General features: G+C 68.3%; 17 protein-coding genes and 1 pseudogene. 7 read left to right on the top strand and 11 right to left on the bottom strand.

Annotation, left to right across the window (positions count from 1 at the left end; translation table 11 throughout):
- The first annotated feature begins 37 nt into the window (after nt 1-37).
- The 4 genes from waaF (at nt 38) to BST28156_RS12845 (ending at nt 3,281) form a co-directional block, all read left to right on the top strand.
- Complete coding sequence (waaF, locus tag BST28156_RS12860; protein ID WP_174902355.1) at nt 38-1,075, top strand: lipopolysaccharide heptosyltransferase II; 1,038 nt, start codon at nt 38-40, stop codon at nt 1,073-1,075.
- Between the two features lie 115 nt (nt 1,076-1,190).
- Nucleotides 1,191-1,637, top strand: a complete 447-nt coding sequence (locus BST28156_RS12855; protein ID WP_009694967.1) for a nuclear transport factor 2 family protein — start codon at nt 1,191-1,193, stop codon at nt 1,635-1,637.
- Nucleotides 1,638-1,663: 26 nt separating this feature from the next.
- Nucleotides 1,664-2,701: a hydrolase gene (locus tag BST28156_RS12850; protein ID WP_060246995.1), complete on the top strand. Its 1,038-nt coding sequence runs from the start codon at nt 1,664-1,666 to the stop codon at nt 2,699-2,701.
- Complete coding sequence (locus BST28156_RS12845; RefSeq protein ID WP_174902354.1) at nt 2,694-3,281, top strand: DUF2946 family protein; 588 nt, start codon at nt 2,694-2,696, stop codon at nt 3,279-3,281. The genes BST28156_RS12850 and BST28156_RS12845 overlap by 8 nt, the downstream gene beginning before the upstream one ends.
- A gap of 133 nt (nt 3,282-3,414) precedes the next feature.
- Here BST28156_RS12845 and BST28156_RS12840 read toward each other — a convergent pair whose 3' ends face one another.
- Nucleotides 3,415-5,100 carry a M48 family metalloprotease gene (locus tag BST28156_RS12840; protein WP_174902353.1) on the bottom strand — a complete coding sequence of 562 codons (1,686 nt, stop codon included), beginning with the start codon at nt 5,098-5,100 and terminating at the stop codon, nt 3,415-3,417.
- A 253-nt stretch (nt 5,101-5,353) separates the two neighbouring features.
- On the opposite strand from BST28156_RS12840, the gene moaC reads away from it, so the two are divergent.
- A complete protein-coding gene (gene moaC / locus BST28156_RS12835) occupies nt 5,354-5,833 on the top strand; it encodes a cyclic pyranopterin monophosphate synthase MoaC (RefSeq protein ID WP_060247087.1) in 480 nt (159 codons plus the stop codon).
- Between the two features lie 73 nt (nt 5,834-5,906).
- On the opposite strand, the gene BST28156_RS12830 is transcribed toward moaC, so the two are convergent.
- Entirely contained in the window at nt 5,907-6,362 is a 456-nt protein-coding gene (locus BST28156_RS12830; RefSeq protein ID WP_174902352.1) for a cupin domain-containing protein, read from the bottom strand.
- A 141-nt stretch (nt 6,363-6,503) separates the two neighbouring features.
- Here BST28156_RS12830 and BST28156_RS34740 point away from each other — a divergent pair.
- Nucleotides 6,504-7,455 (top strand): annotated as a pseudogene (locus BST28156_RS34740) (WD40/YVTN/BNR-like repeat-containing protein).
- A gap of 172 nt (nt 7,456-7,627) precedes the next feature.
- On the opposite strand, the gene BST28156_RS12820 reads toward BST28156_RS34740, so the two are convergent.
- The 9 genes from BST28156_RS12820 to recA form a co-directional block, all read right to left on the bottom strand.
- A complete protein-coding gene (locus tag BST28156_RS12820; RefSeq protein WP_060247006.1) occupies nt 7,628-7,978 on the bottom strand; it encodes a TonB family protein in 351 nt (116 codons plus the stop codon).
- Between the two features lie 418 nt (nt 7,979-8,396).
- Complete coding sequence (locus BST28156_RS12815; RefSeq protein ID WP_174902351.1) at nt 8,397-10,178, bottom strand: PglL family O-oligosaccharyltransferase; 1,782 nt, start codon at nt 10,176-10,178, stop codon at nt 8,397-8,399.
- Nucleotides 10,179-10,322: 144 nt separating this feature from the next.
- Entirely contained in the window at nt 10,323-10,919 is a 597-nt protein-coding gene (locus BST28156_RS12810) for a pilin (protein ID WP_174902350.1), read from the bottom strand.
- A 100-nt stretch (nt 10,920-11,019) separates the two neighbouring features.
- Nucleotides 11,020-11,724, bottom strand: coding sequence for a TerC family protein (locus BST28156_RS12805; protein WP_060247012.1), 705 nt, complete (start codon nt 11,722-11,724; stop codon nt 11,020-11,022).
- A 157-nt stretch (nt 11,725-11,881) separates the two neighbouring features.
- Nucleotides 11,882-12,763 carry a succinate--CoA ligase subunit alpha gene (gene sucD, locus BST28156_RS12800; protein ID WP_060247014.1) on the bottom strand — a complete coding sequence of 294 codons (882 nt, stop codon included), beginning with the start codon at nt 12,761-12,763 and terminating at the stop codon, nt 11,882-11,884.
- Nucleotides 12,764-12,830: 67 nt separating this feature from the next.
- Nucleotides 12,831-13,997 (bottom strand): ADP-forming succinate--CoA ligase subunit beta, encoded by a 1,167-nt coding sequence (gene sucC / locus BST28156_RS12795; RefSeq protein WP_060247015.1) that lies wholly within the window; start codon nt 13,995-13,997, stop codon nt 12,831-12,833.
- A gap of 69 nt (nt 13,998-14,066) precedes the next feature.
- Nucleotides 14,067-14,675, bottom strand: a complete 609-nt coding sequence (locus tag BST28156_RS12790) for a DUF2889 domain-containing protein (protein WP_060247017.1) — start codon at nt 14,673-14,675, stop codon at nt 14,067-14,069.
- Between the two features lie 146 nt (nt 14,676-14,821).
- Entirely contained in the window at nt 14,822-15,697 is an 876-nt protein-coding gene (recX, locus tag BST28156_RS12785; protein ID WP_174902349.1) for a recombination regulator RecX, read from the bottom strand.
- Nucleotides 15,697-16,770 (bottom strand): recombinase RecA, encoded by a 1,074-nt coding sequence (gene recA / locus BST28156_RS12780; RefSeq protein ID WP_006398386.1) that lies wholly within the window; start codon nt 16,768-16,770, stop codon nt 15,697-15,699. Before recA ends, recX begins: the two co-directional genes overlap by 1 nt.
- Nucleotides 16,771-16,960: 190 nt before the next feature.
- Between recA and BST28156_RS12775 the strand changes: the two genes are divergently transcribed.
- Nucleotides 16,961-17,687: response regulator transcription factor (locus tag BST28156_RS12775; RefSeq protein WP_174902348.1), on the top strand; the 727-nt coding region annotated here is incomplete at its 3' end.

Genomic DNA, 17,687 nt, shown 5'->3' with positions numbered 1-17,687 from the left:
CGCGCCGTGCTTCATTACGACATCGGAAATCGACCTGATGCGTCGAGCGCTGGTTATCGCACCGAACTGGATCGGTGACGCATTGATGGCGCAGCCGCTCTTTGCGCTGCTGAAGAAACTCCATCCCCGCATCGCGATCGATGCCGTCGCGCCCACCTGGGTCGCGCCGGTGCTCGAGCGGATGCCGGAGATCCACGATGTCTACGCGACCGACCTCGCGCACGGCAAGCTGCAGCTGCTGCGTCGCTGGCAGCTCGCGAGCGACCTGCGCGACGTCGGCTACGACGCGGCCTACGTGCTGCCGAACTCGCTGAAGTCGGCGGTGATCCCTTGGCTCGCGAACATCCCGCTGCGGATCGGCTACACGGGCGAGCACCGCTACGGCTTGCTCAACGTGCGGCACGCGAACCCGACCAAGTCGGGCGAACGGCCGCCGATGACGACGCACTACGCAGCGCTCGCGTATGCGCCGGGCGCGAAGCTGCCGGAGTCGATGAAGACGCTGCCGCCGCCGCGCCTCGACGCCGACCTGAACGAGACGGCGCGCGTGTCCGCGCGCTTCAACCTCGACACGCGCAAGCCGCTGGTGGTGTTCTGCCCCGGCGCGGAATACGGCCCGGCCAAGCGCTGGCCGCCCGAGCATTTCGCGTCGCTCGCGACGATCGTCCACCAGTCGTTCCCGTATACGCAGATCGTCGCGCTCGGCTCGCAGAAGGACGCGGCCGCCGCGCAGGCGATCGCCGACCACGCGCCGAACGTGCGCAACCTGTGCGGACAGACCTCGCTGTCCGAGGCGTGCGCGCTGATCGCGCGCGCGAACGCGGTCGTGACCAACGATTCGGGGCTGATGCACGTCGCGGCCGCGCTGCGCCGGCCGCTCGTCGCGCTGTACGGATCGACCGATCCGCGCCACACCCCTCCGCTGTCGGACCTGGCGAAGGTACAATGGCTGCATCTCGAATGCAGTCCCTGCTTCGAACGCGAGTGCCCGCTCGGCCACCTGAAGTGCCTGCGCGAACTCGGCCCGGAACAGGTATTCGGCGATTTGCGCGGCATGCTCGTCGGGCAGCGCTGACCTTGACCGGCGGCGTCGCACGGCGCGCCGGGCAATCCGATTCACCGGTGTGCGGCGGCCCGATCCGGGCCGCTGCGCTGAATACGGCGCGCGACGCGCGCGAGAGACAACCCCGATGCCACGTTTTGCCCGCCTTTTCGAAGCTGCCGCCGATACGCTGAACGCCTTCTACCAGGCCGTCGCCGATGCCAATCTCGACGCGCTGCTGGCGTTGTGGATCGACGAGGATTTCGCCAGCTGCGTGTGGGCGGACGGCGAGCATCTGCACGGCCTCGACCAGATCCGCAGCGGGCTGGCGAGCCGGCTCGCGACGCGGCCGGTGACGATCGAGCCGCTCGACATCCGCGTGTACGACAGCCTCGGCACGGTCGTCTACACGATCGCAGAAGCGCATCAGCAGGCCGACCTGACGGCCGATCCGGATATGGTTTTCGCGACGTACGTGATGATCCACGAACGCGGCGAATGGCGCATCGCGCATATCCACGCGAGCCCGATTCCCGAACAGGCGGCCGGGCAGTTCGCCGCCAAGATCCGTCACGGGCAGGGCCCGCTGCACTGACGGAACACGAAGAACGCGGGGCGATCATGAGTACGGCTTCTCCGCCCACATCGCCGCTGGACGGGGCTCGCGCCCCAGACGACGACATCCTGCGCTATCGCGCGCCGCGCTGGCTGCCGAGCAGCCATGCGCAGACCATCGTGCCCGCGCTGTTCGCGCGGCGTCCCGTCGTCGCGTATCGCCGCGAGCGATGGGAAACCCCCGACCACGACTTCATCGACCTCGACTGGATCGCGCACCTCGACAGCGCGGCGCCGCCGCCCGATGCGCCGCTGTTCGTGCTGTTCCACGGCCTCGAGGGCAGCTCCGGCTCGCACTACGCACTCGCGATGATGGCCGCCGCGCGCGCGAAAGGCTGGCATGGCGTGGTGCCGCACTTCCGCAGTTGCAGCGGCGAGATCAATCGCCTGCCGCGCTTCTACCACCTCGCGGACAGCGCCGAAGTCGACTGGATCCTGCACCGGCTCGCCGCACAGCATCGCGGGCCGCTGCTCGCGGCCGGCGTGTCGCTCGGCGGCAACGTGCTGCTGCGCTGGCTCGGCGAGCACCGCAGCGACACGTCGATCGTGCGCGCGGCCGCCGCGATCTCGACGCCGATCGACGTCCACGCGGGCGGCCGCGCGCTGTCGCAGGGCTTCTCGATGATCTATACGCGCAGCTTCCTGAAGACGCTGAAGCGCAAGGCGCTCGCGAAGCTGGTCCAGTATCCGGGGCTGTTCGATCGCGATGCGATGCTGCACGCGGTGACGATGCGCGACTTCGACGAGGTCGTGACCGCGCCGCTGCACGGCTTCGCCGACGCGGACGACTACTGGACGCAGGCGACCACGCGTCCGCTGCTGCCCGCGATCGACGTGCCGACGCTGATCCTCAACGCCCGCAACGATCCGTTCCTGCCCGAGTGGGCGCTGCCCGGCCCGGCCGACGTGTCGCCGGCCGTCGAGCTCGACCAGCCCGCGCACGGCGGCCACGCGGGATTCATGACCGGGCCGTTCCCCGGCCGCCTCGACTGGCTGTCGGCGCGGGTGTTCGGCTATTGCTCGAAATTCGTCGACCATGGATGAAATCGTCAGACAGGCGCTCGCGAAGTGGCCGAACGTCCCGCACTGCACCGGCTGGCTGCTGCTCGACCGGCGCGGCGAATGGCGGCTGCGCGACGACGCCGCGCAGGCCGCCGGCGAACTCGGCTCGCCGATCCGGCACGCGGCGCTGAACGCGTTCATCGGCCGCAACTACGAATGCGACGCGCTCGGCCAGTGGTTTTTCCAGAACGGCCCGCAGCGCGTGTATGTCGAGCTCGCGTATACGCCGTGGATCGTCCGGCTCGCCGAGCGCGACGGACGGCTGTCGCTCGCCGACCATACGGGCGCGCCGTTCGAGCCCGATGCAGTGTGGCTCGACGATGCGGGCGGCGTGCTGTTCGCCGACGCAGGCACGCCGCCGCGCGTCGCCGCGCTGCACGATCACGATCTCGGCTTGTTCGCCGATCACGCGGACCTCGACGCGACGCCGCCCGTGCTGCGCTGGCGCGACGATCGCACGCTGCCGCTCGGCCATATCGCCGGCGTCGACGTGCCGGCGCGGTTCGGGTTCGTCACCAGTCCGGCGAAGCGCGCGCACGAAGCGGGCGACGACACCTGCTGACAGCGGGCGGATCGATCGCGTATCGCGCGGCGCAGCCGGACGAATGCGTCGGGCACCGTGTCCGGCGGGCTCCCTTCAGCCGGCGGCAGTCGACATGCGCATCGTGCTTCCCTGACGGGCTTGCCGCCCGCCGCTAGCCGCGGCCGTTCTTCTCGTCGTCGCGCTCTTCCTTGTAGCGCGCCTCGAATTCCAGCAGCCGGGCGCCGATCATCGACTGCTCGTAGAACGACACGTCCTTCGCGTCGCGCGCCTCCTTCAACTGGCGAATCGCCGACGGCCACGCACCGTCGAGCGCGAGCTTTTCCGCGAGCGCGCGGCGCCGCGCCAGCACGTCGCCCTTGCCGTCGCTCGCCTTCGCGAGGTAGTCCCACCAGTCCGGCTGCTCGGGGTCGGCCTTCGCCTGCGCACGGGCGAGCGTCTGCGCTTCGGCGAAGCGGCGCGCGGCGATCAGCGCCTGCAGATGCGCGACGATCGCCGCATGCGACGCCGGCCAGCGCCGCTGCGCGAGCGCCGCAAGCCGCACCGCGTCGTCGGTTCGCCCGGCGCGGCGCGCGAGGCTCGCGGCGAGCACGTCGAGGCTCGGCGAGCTGGTCGCCGATTCGCCTTCGCGGCGCTCGCGCGCATCGAACGCGGCGCGCGCCGCAGCCAGCGCCTGGCCGGCCGCGTCGTATTGGCCGAGCAGCGTGTTCGCGAGCGCGATGCCGTACTCGTTCGCCGCGACGTTCGGCGCCGTGCGCTCGTCGATTTCCAGCTGCATCCGGTGCGCTTCGGCCGCGATGTCGTTCGGCGCGCGGTTCTGCAGGATGCGCAGCCGCGCGCGCACGAATCCGTATTCGGACGACTGGCGCGGCTGCCGGTACGGTGCGCGGCGCGCGCGGTCTTCCATGTCGGCGATCCGCTCGACCGTCAGCGGGTGGGTGCGCGCATAGGCCGGCACGCCCGCATCGCCCATCGACGCGCGTTCGAGCCGCTCGAAGAAGCCCGGCATCCCGTACGGGTCGTAGCCGGCGCCCGCGAGCAACTGGAAGCCGACGCGGTCGGCCTCGCGTTCGGCCGAGCGCGAGAACCGCAACTGGTTGTCGACCGCATACGCCTGCCCGCCCATCGCGATCGCGCTGCCGAGATCGCCGCTGCGCGCGAGCACGCCCGCCAGCACGCCGAGCAGCATCGTCGCGAGCGCCGTGTAGCCGGTCTTCTCGTTCGCACCGATCATCCGCGCGATGTGCCGCTGCAGCACGTGGCCCATCTCGTGGCCGATCACCGACGCGAGTTCCGATTCCGTCTGCGTCGTCACGACGAGCCCGCTGTTGATGCCGATGAAGCCGCCCGGCATCGAGAATGCGTTGATCTGCGGATCGCGCACCGGGAACAGTTCGAAGTCCGGCGCATAGCCGCCGATGAAGCGTGCGGAAGCCGCGGCCGCGAGCTGCTTCGCGACGCCGTTCAGGTAGTCGCGCACCAGCCAGTCGTCGAGATAGTCGGGGTCGCGCCGCACCTCGCGCATCACGCGCTCGCCAAGCTTGCGCTCGGCCTGCGGCGTCATCGCGCCGCCGGAGCCGTCGCCGAGGTCCGGCAGCTCGAGCGCGCGCAGCGGCGCCCGCAGGCTCGCGGCGGGCGCCGACGCGCCGTCGGCGCCCGAGAACCGGCTGTCCGCGCCGCCGTAGGTGCCGAATACGCCGGGCGCGATGCCGGACGGCACGGTGGAAATCGACGTGGAACCGGCACCCGCCGACTCGAGCGGCGGCGCCTGTGCGAAGCCGTCCGGCGGCAGCGCGAGCGCCGCCGACAGCGACAGGGCAAGCAACTGTTTGACACGCATGGCAGGATGAATGCGACGCCGTCCCGTGCGCCGGGCTCGGATCGCGGCGTTTGGTCTGATTGGAATATCGTGGCCATTGTACCGGCGCCGCCGCGACTGTCCTGCGACGCACGCGCGCGATCTGCGCGCCCGGCGGCGCGCACGCCGCTGCTATGATAGGCGCCCGTCGAAACCCCGGCCGAGATCGCGGCGCACGCCGGCGGCTTCCCGGCGAAGGCGTCGCGCGCCCGCACAGTTCCACTGGAGCATGAACATGTCAGGACTTACCCATTTCGATGCCGCCGGCCACGCGCACATGGTCGATGTCGGCGGCAAGCAGGAAACGCAGCGCATCGCGGTGGCGCGCGGCACGATCCGGATGCTGCCGGCGACATTCGCGCTGATCCGCGACGGCAAGGCAAAGAAAGGCGACGTGCTCGGCGTCGCACGTATCGCGGCGATCCAGGGCGCCAAGCGCACGGCCGACCTCATTCCGCTGTGCCATCCGCTCGCGCTGACGCGCGTGGCCGTCGACTTCGAACTCGACGACACGCTGCCCGGCGTGCACTGCGTCGCGCAGGTCGAGACGTTCGGGCGCACCGGAGTCGAGATGGAAGCGCTGACCGCGGTGCAGGTCGGGCTGCTGACCGTCTACGACATGTGCAAGGCGGTCGATCGCGGAATGGTGATCACCGACGTGAGCGTCAGGGAAAAGCGCGGCGGGAAGTCGGGGGACTGGAAGGCGGAGGGTTGAGGTGCTGCCTCGATCGGACCGGCCGTCGCGCGCCTTTGCGGTGCGAGCGGCCTCGCGGATCGACGGCTGACGGCTACCGGTCCAGGTTCACGAACGCCTTGTTCGCCCCCGACTTGTACAGGCGCTTGCCCTGCTTCGGGTAGTCGCATACATCGTGTTCCGGCCGGTCGCCGGCGACGATATAGACGAGCGGAACGTCGCCGGTATTCAGCATCGTGTGCGCCGCGCCGCCTCGCGGGAACCCCATGAAGTCTCCGGGGCCGATCGCGCAGGTCTGTCCGTCGATGATCGCGACACCGGTGCCGGAAAGGATGTACACGCATTCTTCCGCGTAGAGATGCCGGTGATATTCGGTGGACTCGCACCCCGGCATCAGCGTCATCAGATGGAAGCCGAGCTGCGTCAGTCCGGTGCGGTCGCCCGGCGATCGCTTCAGGCGGACGGCACGCTCGTTCAGCGGATGCACGGATCGCTCCGGCTCCATTGCCGCAATGTCGGCGGCCGTCAACAGTTCGCGCGGTTCATTCATCGTTTGCGGGGCTCGAAGGGGAAACGTCGATGATGCGGACGGGACGCCGACGATTGTAGCCAATCCCCCGCGCATTGCGATCCGATTCGTGCCCCCTCGGACACGAACGCCGTTTCACGCCGCAACGGTTACCATCGCGCGATCCGCCCTCCTCGAACGAACACGCCCCGGGCGACCGCCGCCGAACCGACATGCCATCACCGCCGAAAATGGCTCGCCGCAGGCCTCGTTGCGCTGGCGATCGCGACCTGCGGATACGTCCGCACGACGACGCACCGGGAGACGATCACGACCTTCGCGCCCGGCGATGCGCGCTATCGCGGCGGCAATTTCCGCGTCAGGGGCAACGAGATCATGAGCATCGCGCTCGCGCTGCCCGAGGTGACGTTCAGGTCGCTGCCCGAGCAGCAGCACCTGCAGCGCGCCGAGCCGACCGAAGCGTGGATGAACGATACCGGCGAGTTGCTGAATCGCATGGCCGTCAGCTTCTTCCGCGGCACCGTCGACGACGGCATGCAACGTCGTTTCCGTCAGCCGGGCCAGGATGCGGCGCGGTGGACCTCGACGGACTGGGCCGTGCAGTTCGTCGGCACGTCGTGGATCGATTACAAGTCGGCCGAGGGACAGACCGGCGATGCGCCGCAAACCACGCGGCTGTGGAAATCCGTCGATGGCGGACGAACCTGGACGCGACTTCCGTGGCCCGAACGGCAGGACATCGACCGCCTGCTGTTCGTCGACCCGCAGCGCGGCTATGCGGCCGGCGGGGGCCCGCGCGTCTGGCGGACGGACGACGCGCTCGCGCGCGAATGGAGCGAACCCTCGGCCGCGGCGGCCGCACTGAAGGCCCGCCAGTCGTTCAACACGGAAATGAAGGCGCCCGACATCGGGTTCGCGTACGGCCCGGTGCGCGGCTGCTCGGACAGCAAGGACCGCTATCAGGTCAGAACTCGATCTGACGGGCAAGACCGGGGAGACGGTTGCGAAGCGTTACGCACTGATCCGCCAGGAGCGCAACGGATTCACGATGCTCGGGTTCCGCAATGCGGCCGAGCCGGCCTGTCGTGGCGCGAACCTGATGCCGCAGCACTGAAGATCGGCCGCGCACGTGGCGACGGCCGCGCCGATGCCGGATCGGCGGTCGGCCGTGAGACGGTGCGGTTGACCGTCAGGCCGGCGCTCGGTCGCGGCGAGTGGAACGGCGATCGCACGATCCCATAAAGCGCCTGCGGCGCAGGCCCGACCTCACGCGCCGCGCGCAGCGCTCAGTCGCCGCGCCGCGGCTCGAACACGAACGGCTGCGTCAGCAGGAACGGATTCGCGGTGGCGCCCGTCTGCACGCAGGTCGCGTGCGTCATCGCGTCGACGGCCGCTCGATCCGCGGCCGCATTGCGGCTGCTGGTCGTAACCGTCACGTTCTGCGCTTCGCCGGCCGTCGTCATCAGCGCGCGGACCAGCACGGTCGCCGGGCGCGTGAGCGGCTTCGCGGTATCCGGATAGACGGCGCGCGGGATGTGGCACGTGAGCTTGCTTTCCTGCGACGACGACAGCATCGCGCAGCCGGAAAACAGCATCGCGACGGCGGGCAGGATCAGGAGGGTCGAGCGAATAGCCATGGTCGAATATCGTTATTCAATGCGGTTCCGGACGAGCGCCGCGCGACGGCCGGCCCTTGCCCGACCGCATCGCGTGCGCCGCATTGCGCCGCGGCCATCGGACCGGCGCCCCGTTACGGCCGCGCGGCCGATCGATGCGCGGCCGCGATCCTGCTTGTCTGGTGCCTCGAAGTGTTCAGGAGGCGACATGCGCGCCGGTCGCGCGACGCGAGCCGATACACGATCGCATTCGCGCATTGTGCACGCGCCGCCCGGCGCATGGCGGCGATTTGACAATGGTTGACGGTGAATCGTGTCGCATTCCGTCGAACTCCATGCGATTCGCGCAGTAATCGCCGGCGGGCCTGCGTCCGCACCGTCAACGTCGCGTCAACGCGCGGCCAGCGCCGGCATCGCCCGACCCGGCGCATTCGGCGCGTCAATCGTCGGAATCGTCGTCGTCCGATTCGTCATCCGCGTCGGGCGCGACCTCGCCGTACTTCGCGACCACCGCCGCCCTGAACGCCTTCAGCGCGGGCTGCTGGTCGCACAGCTTGTACAGCGCGGCCAGTTGCGCCGGCCAGTCCTTCAGTTCCTTCGCAAACACCTGCAGCCGCGCGACGGTGTCGAGCGCGTCGGCCTCGCGGCCGTCGAGCGCCTGCAGCACCGCATAGCGGCGCAGCACCGTCTCGCCCGGCAGCAGCGCGATCGCGCGTTCGTGCGCGGCCAGCTTGGCCGGCAGGTCGTCCGGCGAGATCGGCAGCAGCGTCGCCGCACCGTAGTCGCCCCATGCACCGAACAGCAGCGACGGCGAATCGCGATACTGCTCGGCCGGATCGTTGCCGTAGTACAGCACCTCCGCGCGCTGGTAGTCGCGCAGCACCGGCACGGTCGCGAGCAGGCCGCCGAACGACAGCACCGCGAACAGCCCGAACGCGACGCCGCCCGGCACGACGCGCAGCGGCTTTACCTCGAGCAGACCGATCACGAACATCGCCGGCAGCAGGAAGAACATGTATTGCTGCGGATACTCGACGAGCGCATGCATCAGCAGGATGCCGATCAGCGCGAAGCCGAACACGCGCGTGCTCGACTGCGGCGCGCGCAGCGCGCGCACGAACCACATCACGAGCGTGACGACCAGCACGCCGAGGCCGACCAGACCGGATTTCGCGAGCAGGTCGATGAAGATGTCGTGCGAGTTGTTCGCGATCTCGACGCCGCCGAGTGCGCGCACCAGCGCGAACTGGTGCGACGGGAATTCGCCCCAGCCGACGCCGAGCAGCGGGTGCTCGCGGAACATCGCGAGCCCGTACTTCCACAGCGCGAGGCGCGGTGCGATCTGCCCCGCATCGCGCATCCGGTCGGCCGCCGACTCCGCGAGGCCCAGATGGAAGTGCACGTTGGCCCAGCGCACGCCGACGTTCACCGCGACGAACACGACGGCGAGCGCGACCGGCATCAGCCACGCGCGCGCATGGCCCGGCGCGCGGCGCGATTCGAGCCAGGCCATCCAGAAACCGGCGACGACCATCACCGCGACCTGCAGCCACGGGCCGCGCGACACCGTCAGCGCGAGGCCGACCGACAGCACGGCCGACAGCACGAGCCACGCCCATACCGCGAGCCGGCGCGTCTGCACGAGATACAGCGCGCCGGCAAGCGCGAACGCGATATAGCTTGCGAGGTGATTCGCCTGCGCCATGTTGCCGTATGGACGGCGATCGACCGCGACGTTGTACACCACGACGAACGGCGACACCGTCGATTCGAGATGGAACAACTGCACGAGCTGGCACGCGACCGCGAACACGCCGCCGATCAGTAGCGCCCCCGCCATCATCCGCGCGACCGCCTCGGCCAGCCCGTCGCGCGCGAGCGTGAAGCCGGCCTGCATCGCGACCAGCGCGGCCGCCAGATAGCCGACCGCCAGCCAGTTCATCGACGGCACCTTGAGCGGCATCAGCGCGACCTGCGCGACGAGCACCGCCGCGAAGCCGAGCGGCGCGACGAATGCGCTCGGCGCGGCGAACGGCTGGGCCTGCGGGCCGGTCCGCGCGAGCAGGACGACCGAAAGCCCCAGCAGCAGGTACAGCGCCAGCGCGGAAAATTCCGAGTAGAAAGTCGGGATCGGATACGTGTGATTGGTGATCGCATACGGCACGATCAGCGCGACAGCCAGTGCAATGAGCGGCAACGAACGGGAAAAAGTAGAAGGCATGAGCGAACCGGATGTCAGCAACCGGCGCACTATACAAAACTTTGCCCGCTCTGTGCGGGGCGGGCGCGACGCCCGTCGACGGGGTGCGACCCGCCCGCCCCGCGATTTCGTCACCCGCCGCACCGCCCGGCGAAGGGTTGCGCGTTATGCGCGGCATTCCGCCGGCGCATATTTCGCCGGCAGCGTCGCGGCGTCGGCCGGCAGCGGTCCTGCGCCCGGCGCCGGCAGCGAGGACGCCGCCTTGCCGGCCGCGAAGCATTCCCATGCGATCGCGCCGGCCTGCGTCGCCCCCCTCTTCAGCGGCACGCGCGCGGTCGGTGCGTCGGGCTTGTCCGGCGCGGACGGCACGAGCACGAGCGTATTCGAACCGGCCGCGGCAACGCGCGGCGTGAACGCCACCGTGATCTGCCCGGTATCGGCGTCGATGCGAACGGATTCGACGTTGCGAGTGGCGGCCGGCGGGCTGTAGCCGCCGTCGAGGCCCGCGCCGCTCGCCGCGTTGTCGGCGACCGCAAGCCGTGCGGACGACGCGAGCGCAAGCCCCTCGCCGACCCGCGAACGCGCGAGGTAATCCTGGTAGGCGGGAATCGCATAGGCCGCGACCACGCCGACGATCGCCAGCACGATCATCAACTCGATCAGCGTGAAACCGGCCGGCCACCAGCGGCGCGCGGGTCGGCGCCCGCGCCGCAGATCGGCGGCCACGCGGCGGAACAGGGAAACGGAAAAGGCTTCGAACATGACGGGCTCCGGAAACGAAAAACGCCTGCCGGTATCAGCAGGCGTTTTGATCGTAGCCAGCAGGCCGCGCAACCGACATTCGGCCGGACGGCCAGCTCCGTCAGTGCGCGCGCGTCGCGCTGCGATGCCGCCGGAGCGCATAACCGGCCGCCACGACGAACAGCGCGCCCGCGACGCTCGCGCCGTAGACCGCGGCAGGCGTATCGAGCACCGGCCAGCGGTCGCCGACCGGATCGTGCACGATCAGCCCGCCGGCGATCCAGCCGAGCAGCCCCGCGCCGGCCGCAACGACAACGGGGAAGCGGTCGAGCAGTTTCAGCACCAGCGTGCTGCCCCACACGATGATCGGCACGCTGACGACCAGCCCGAAGATCACGAGCGCAATCCGGTGCGACGGGTCGGCCTGCTCGGCCGCGCCGGCGATCGCGATCACGTTGTCGAGGCTCATCACCGCGTCGGCGATCACGATGGTCTTCACCGCGTCCCATAGCCGATCGGCCGGCTTGATGTCGTCGTGCGCATCGGCGGCGGGCGCCATCAGCTTGATGCCGATCCACAGCAGCAGCAGGCCGCCGCCGAGCTTCAGGAACGGCACGTCGAGCAGCACGACCGCGAACGAGATCAGCACGACACGCAGCAGGATCGCGCCCGCGGTGCCCCAGACGACGCCGCGCAGCCGCTGGCTCGCCGGCAGGTTGCGGCACGCGAGCGCGATCACGACCGCGTTGTCGCCGCCGAGCAGGATGTCGATGATGACGATCTGGAGCACGGCGCCCCAGTGCAACGACGTCAGGAATTCGAGCATGGCCGATGAGGTGCGGGGCAGCGGCCGCCCGACGGGCGACCCGGTTCATTGCCGGCACATGCACGACGCATGCCCGGAACTTACAAATGGATTGCGCGAGCATAACAAAAAACGCCGGCAAGGCCGGCGTTTTCTGCAGGACGAAACCAGACGGAACTTACAGCGCCTTCTTCAGCAGGCGGCCCATTTCCGACGGGTTGCGCGTGACGGTGATGCCGCACGCTTCCATGATTTCCAGCTTCGCAGCGGCCGTATCCGCACCGCCCGAGATCAGCGCGCCGGCGTGGCCCATGCGCTTGCCCGGGGGCGCCGTGACGCCCGCGATGAAGCCGACGACCGGCTTCTTCATGTTGTCCTTGATCCACTGCGCGGCGTTCGCCTCGTCCGGACCGCCGATTTCGCCGATCATCACGACCGCATCCGTGTCCGGATCGTCGTTGAACATCTTCATCACGTCGATGTGCTTCAGACCGTTGATCGGGTCGCCGCCAATACCGACTGCCGACGACTGGCCGAGGCCGAGCGCGGTCAGCTGTGCAACGGCTTCATACGTCAGCGTGCCCGAACGCGACACGACGCCGATGCGGCCCTTGCGGTGGATGTGGCCCGGCATGATGCCGATCTTCAGTTCGTCCGGCGTGATCGTGCCCGGGCAGTTCGGCCCGAGCAGCAGCGTCTTGCGGCCTTCGCGGCGCATGCGGTCCTTCACTTCGATCATGTCGCGCACGGGAATGCCTTCCGTGATGCAGATCGCGAGATCCAGGTCGGCTTCGACCGCTTCCCAGATCGCAGCGGCTGCGCCTGCCGGCGGAACGTAGATGACCGACACGGTCGCGCCGGTTTCGGCCTTCGCTTCCTTGACGCTCGCGTAGATCGGAATGCCTTCGAAATCTTCGCCGGCCTTCTTCGGGTTCACGCCCGCGACGAATGCTTCGCGGCCGTTTGCGTATTCACGGCAGGCACGCGTGTGGAACTGGCCGGTCTTGCCGGTGATGCCCTGCGTGATGACCTTCGTGTCCTTGTTGATCAGAATCGACATGTATTTTGACCTCTGTTCATTGGCGTCGCGTGCAAGCCGCGCCGCCATGCGTGTTCATTGAGCGCGCTTACTTGCCTTCGGCAGCCGCGACGACCTTCTGCGCAGCCTCTTCCATGCTGTCCGCCGAGATGATCGGCAGGCCCGAATCGGCCAGCATCTTCTTGCCGAGGTCTTCGTTCGTGCCCTTCATGCGCACGACCAGCGGCACGTTCAGGTTCACGGCCTTCGAACCCGCGATCACGCCTTCCGCGATCACGTCGCAGCGCATGATGCCGCCGAAGATGTTCACGAGGATCGCCTTCAGGCCCGGGTTCTTCAGCATCAGCTTGAACGCTTCGGTGACCTTCTCGGTCGTCGCGCCACCGCCGACGTCCAGGAAGTTCGCCGGCTCGCCGCCGAACAGCTTGATCGTGTCCATCGTCGCCATCGCGAGGCCTGCGCCATTCACGAGGCAGCCGATGTTGCCGTCGAGCGAGATGTACGCGAGGTCGAACTTCGACGCTTCGATTTCAGCCGGATCTTCTTCGTCCAGATCGCGGTACGCGACGATTTCCGGGTGGCGGAACAGCGCGTTCGAATCGAAGTTGAACTTCGCGTCGAGCGCGGTGACCTTGCCGTCGCCGGAGACGTTCAGCGGGTTGATTTCAGCCAGCGATGCGTCGGTTTCCCAGAATGCCTTGTACAGGCCCTGCAGGATCGCGCGCGCTTGCGGAATCGAAGCAGCCGGCACGCCGATCTTCGCGGCGAGGTCGTCGGCCTGCGCGTCGAGCAGGCCCGTCGACGGCTCGACGATGACCTTGTGGATCAGTTCCGGGTGCTTTTCGGCGACTTCTTCGATGTCCATGCCGCCTTCGCTCGAACCCATCAGGACGATCTTCTGCGACACGCGATCGACGACGAGGCTGACATACAGTTCCTGCTTGATGTCCGCGCCTTCTTCGATCAGCAGGCGGTTCACCTTCTGGCCTTCCGGGCCCGTCTGGTGCGTGACCAGCTGCATGCCGAGGATCTGGTTCGCGTACTCGCGCACCTGCTCGATCGACTTCGCAACCTTCACGCCGCCGCCCTTGCCACGGCCACCCGCGTGGATCTGAGCCTTGACGACCCACACCGGGCCGCCCAGCTCTTCTGCCACCTTGACGGCTTCGTCAACCGAGAACGCCGGCTTGCCGCGCGGTACCGCGACTCCGAATTTCCGCAGGATTTCCTTACCCTGGTACTCGTGAATCTTCATGCGTGATTCCCTTCAGTCTGAGAGTTGGATGAAAAGTCGCTTAAGGACGCTTCTTCGAATGATTTCCGTTCATTCCTTCGTGCTGCCTTCACCGGGCACGTCCGGCCGGCTCGCGCCATACCAGCGCGGGTAGAACTGCCGCACGACCTCGCCGTCGAACCGCAGCGCACGGCAGCGGCCGAGCTGGAAAGGCGGTTCGTCGTGCGCGCCGTCGTGATCCGGCCCTTCGCCGCCCTCCTCGCGCACGTTCCATACCTCGCCGGCGAACGCCTGGATCGCTGCCGTCGGCAGCACGGCGCACAGTTCGGTGAGGTGGGAACAGCCGGCGACGCCCGACAGCAGCCGGTTCGCATCGCGACGGAAATTGCGGAAGAGATTGAGCCCGATGAGGGCCCGATAGGCAGGAGAGGCAGATTGACACTGACCGGGATATGGCACCCATTCCGAAGACGCTTCGGCGTCGACGACATTGAGGTCACGATCGATGGTCACGCGCAGCCAGAGTTCATGAATCGGCAGGCCCTGGGGCCGGATGCCCGACGCAAGCGCGACATCGCGCGGCTTGTGGTCGGTCAGGCAGGCTTCGATGTCCCACAGGCCGTCATCGCGCTCGTAAGCTTCCGCTCGGATTGCGCGTCGATGTCGCAACTGACGGGGCACGGGCTCGGATAGCGGCATGCTGGAGGTTGAGGCCGAAGAGGAAAACCCGTGGATTTTAGCATATTGGGTATTTGTGATAGCCGGCCGCGAAGGCGGGTATTCCCCTCTGTCGGGAAACGGTTGCATTGCAGCAAAATCGCGCGCCACGCGCGCGACCGGCCGCGTCAGTCGTCGATCGGAAAATCGTCGCCGACTTTCAGCAACTTCACGATGGTCGCGCTCGAGAAGCCGCGCGCGGCAAGAAAGCGTGCCTGCTTCGCCCGTTCGGCCGGCGTTTGCGGCAGTGCACCGAATTTCTTGCGCCAGACGGCCTGCGCGCGCGCCCATTCGGTCTCGCGAAGCTGCGCATTCACCTCTTCGACGAGTGCGTCGCCGACCGCATGACGCTTCAGCTCGCTGACGATCCGCGCGACGCCGACACGCGACGCGCGGCGATGCACGAGACTCTCCGCGAAGCGCGCATCGGACAGCCAGCCTTCCTTCTCCAGCGCATCGAGCACGGGTTCGACCGATTCGTCGTCGCTGACGTACGGCGCGAGCTTGCGCGCGAGTTCGGCCCGGCTGTATTCGCGGCGGGACAGATAGCCGAGCGCGCGCCCCTTCAGCGAGCGCGGCGGTTTCGACGAGGGCTTGCGTTCGGGCGTATCGGCCGCGTCGCCGGAAGACGAGGATGTGCCGGCCGCGCGGCGTGTGCGGCGCGGATGCTGGCTGCTGCGCGTATAGACGTCTTCCCGTACCGGCGCCGATGCATCGGGGGCATCCGACGCGCGACCGCGCGGGAAGCTGACGCCGGACACTCGCCGGCGGGAACGATCATGCGCATCGAACGATTCGTCGTCGTCGAACGGATCGTCGGGCGCGGCGATCTCAAACGAAACGAGGGCATCGTCGGATGCCCTCGCTGCGGTGCGGCCTGCGGCATCGCTGCCTGCAAGCCGCCGGTTGGCGCCCGAGGGTTCGGCCTGCCGGCCGGAGCGATGCGCCGATTCGGGCGTATCGCTCTGCTCCGGTTCGCCAGCCCGACCTCGGCGCCCTACCATCACTCTTCTTCGTCCATCGCCTCGGCTTCGTCGTGGCCGGCGCCATCCGGCATGGCGGCAACGCCGAGCGATTCGCGAATGCGGTTCTCGATCTCGCGTGCGATTTCCGGATTCTCGCGCAGGAATTCACGCGCGTTGTCCTTGCCCTGACCGATCTTCTCGCCGTTGTAGCTGTACCAGGCGCCCGCCTTGTCGACGATCTTCGCCTGCACGCCGAGATCGATGATCTCGCCCTGGCGCGAAATGCCTTCGCCATACAGGATGTCGAAGATCGCTTCGCGGAACGGCGGCGACACCTTGTTCTTGACGACCTTCACGCGCGTTTCGTTGCCGATCACCTCGTCGTTCTTCTTGATCGAGCCGATCCGGCGGATGTCGAGACGCACCGACGAGTAGAACTTGAGCGCGTTGCCGCCCGTCGTGGTTTCCGGGTTGCCGAACATCACGCCGATCTTCATCCGGATCTGGTTGATGAAGATCACGAGGCAGTTCGTGCGCTTGATCGTGCCCGTCAGCTTGCGCAGCGCCTGCGACATCAGGCGGGCCTGCAGGCCCGGCAGCGAATCGCCCATCTCGCCTTCGATTTCGGCCTTCGGCACGAGCGCCGCGACCGAGTCGATGACGATCATGTCGATCGAGCCCGAGCGCACCAGCGCGTCGGTGATTTCGAGCGCCTGCTCGCCGGTGTCCGGCTGCGAGATCAGCAGATCCGGCACGTTCACGCCGAGCTTCGCCGCATATTGAACGTCGAGCGCGTGCTCGGCGTCGATGAAGGCTGCCGTGCCGCCCAGCTTCTGCAACTCGGCGATGACCTGCAGCGTCAGCGTGGTTTTACCGGACGATTCCGGGCCGTAGATCTCGACCACCCGGCCGCGCGGCAGGCCGCCGACGCCGAGCGCGATATCGAGGCCGAGCGAGCCCGTGGACACGACCTGGATGTCCTCGGCCGCTTCGCCGTCGCCCATGCGCATGATCGACCCTTTGCCGAACTGCTTCTCGATCTGCGCGAGGGCGGCGGCCAGCGCCTTGCTCTTCTCGGCGGTCATCCCGGAGCCTTTCTTGCTTTCTTCCATGAATCGTCCTTTGCTATGATGAGCAGCGTCTGTCAGAGGCGCGCCCGCGATCAGGCGCTGCCCACGAATGCAGACACTGTATAAAAAAACAGTGTTTTATGCAAGCCCGCAATGCGGGCTGCGTCGTACACGAATCACTTCGGAGACAACCGCGCCGGCGCGAACGCCCTGCCGGCCACCGGTCACGCACATGCGAATTCTCATCGCCGAAGACGACAGCATACTCGCGGACGGCCTCACCCGGTCACTCCGCCAATCGGGCTATGCGGTCGACCACGTGAAGAGCGGCATCGAGGCCGATACGGCCCTGTCGATGCAGGCGTTCGACCTGCTGATCCTCGACCTCGGCCTGCCGAAGCTGTCCGGGCTCGACGTGCTCAGGCGCCTGCGCGCGCGCAACTCCAATCTCCCCGTGCTGATCCTGACCGCCGCCGACAGCGTCGACGAGCGCGTGAAGGGGCTCGACCTCGGCGCCGACGACTACATGGCCAAGCCGTTCGCGCTCAACGAGCTGGAGGCGCGCGTGCGCGCGCTGACCCGGCGCGGCGCGGGCGGCGGCCCGACCGTCGTGCGCCACGGCTCGCTCGCGTTCGACCAGGTCGGCCGCATCGCGTACGCGAACGACCGCGTGCTCGACCTGTCCGCGCGCGAGCTCGGCCTGCTCGAGGTGCTGCTGCAGCGGATCGGCCGGCTCGTGTCGAAGGAGCAGCTCGTCGACCACCTGTGCGAATGGGGCGAGGAAGTCAGCAACAACGCGATCGAAGTCTACGTGCACCGGCTGCGCAAGAAGATCGAGCCGAGCGGCGTGCGGATCGCGACCGTGCGCGGCCTCGGCTACTGCCTCGAGAAGGTCGCGCCCGCCGCGCCGGCCGACCCGCTCGCGCCGCAGCCCGCCGCGGCCGACCCGGCCACGCCCC

The organism is Burkholderia pseudomultivorans (assembly GCF_902499075.1).
Taxonomy (GTDB): Bacteria; Pseudomonadota; Gammaproteobacteria; order Burkholderiales; family Burkholderiaceae; genus Burkholderia; species Burkholderia pseudomultivorans.
This window is presented reverse-complemented; position numbering and strand designations above follow the sequence as displayed.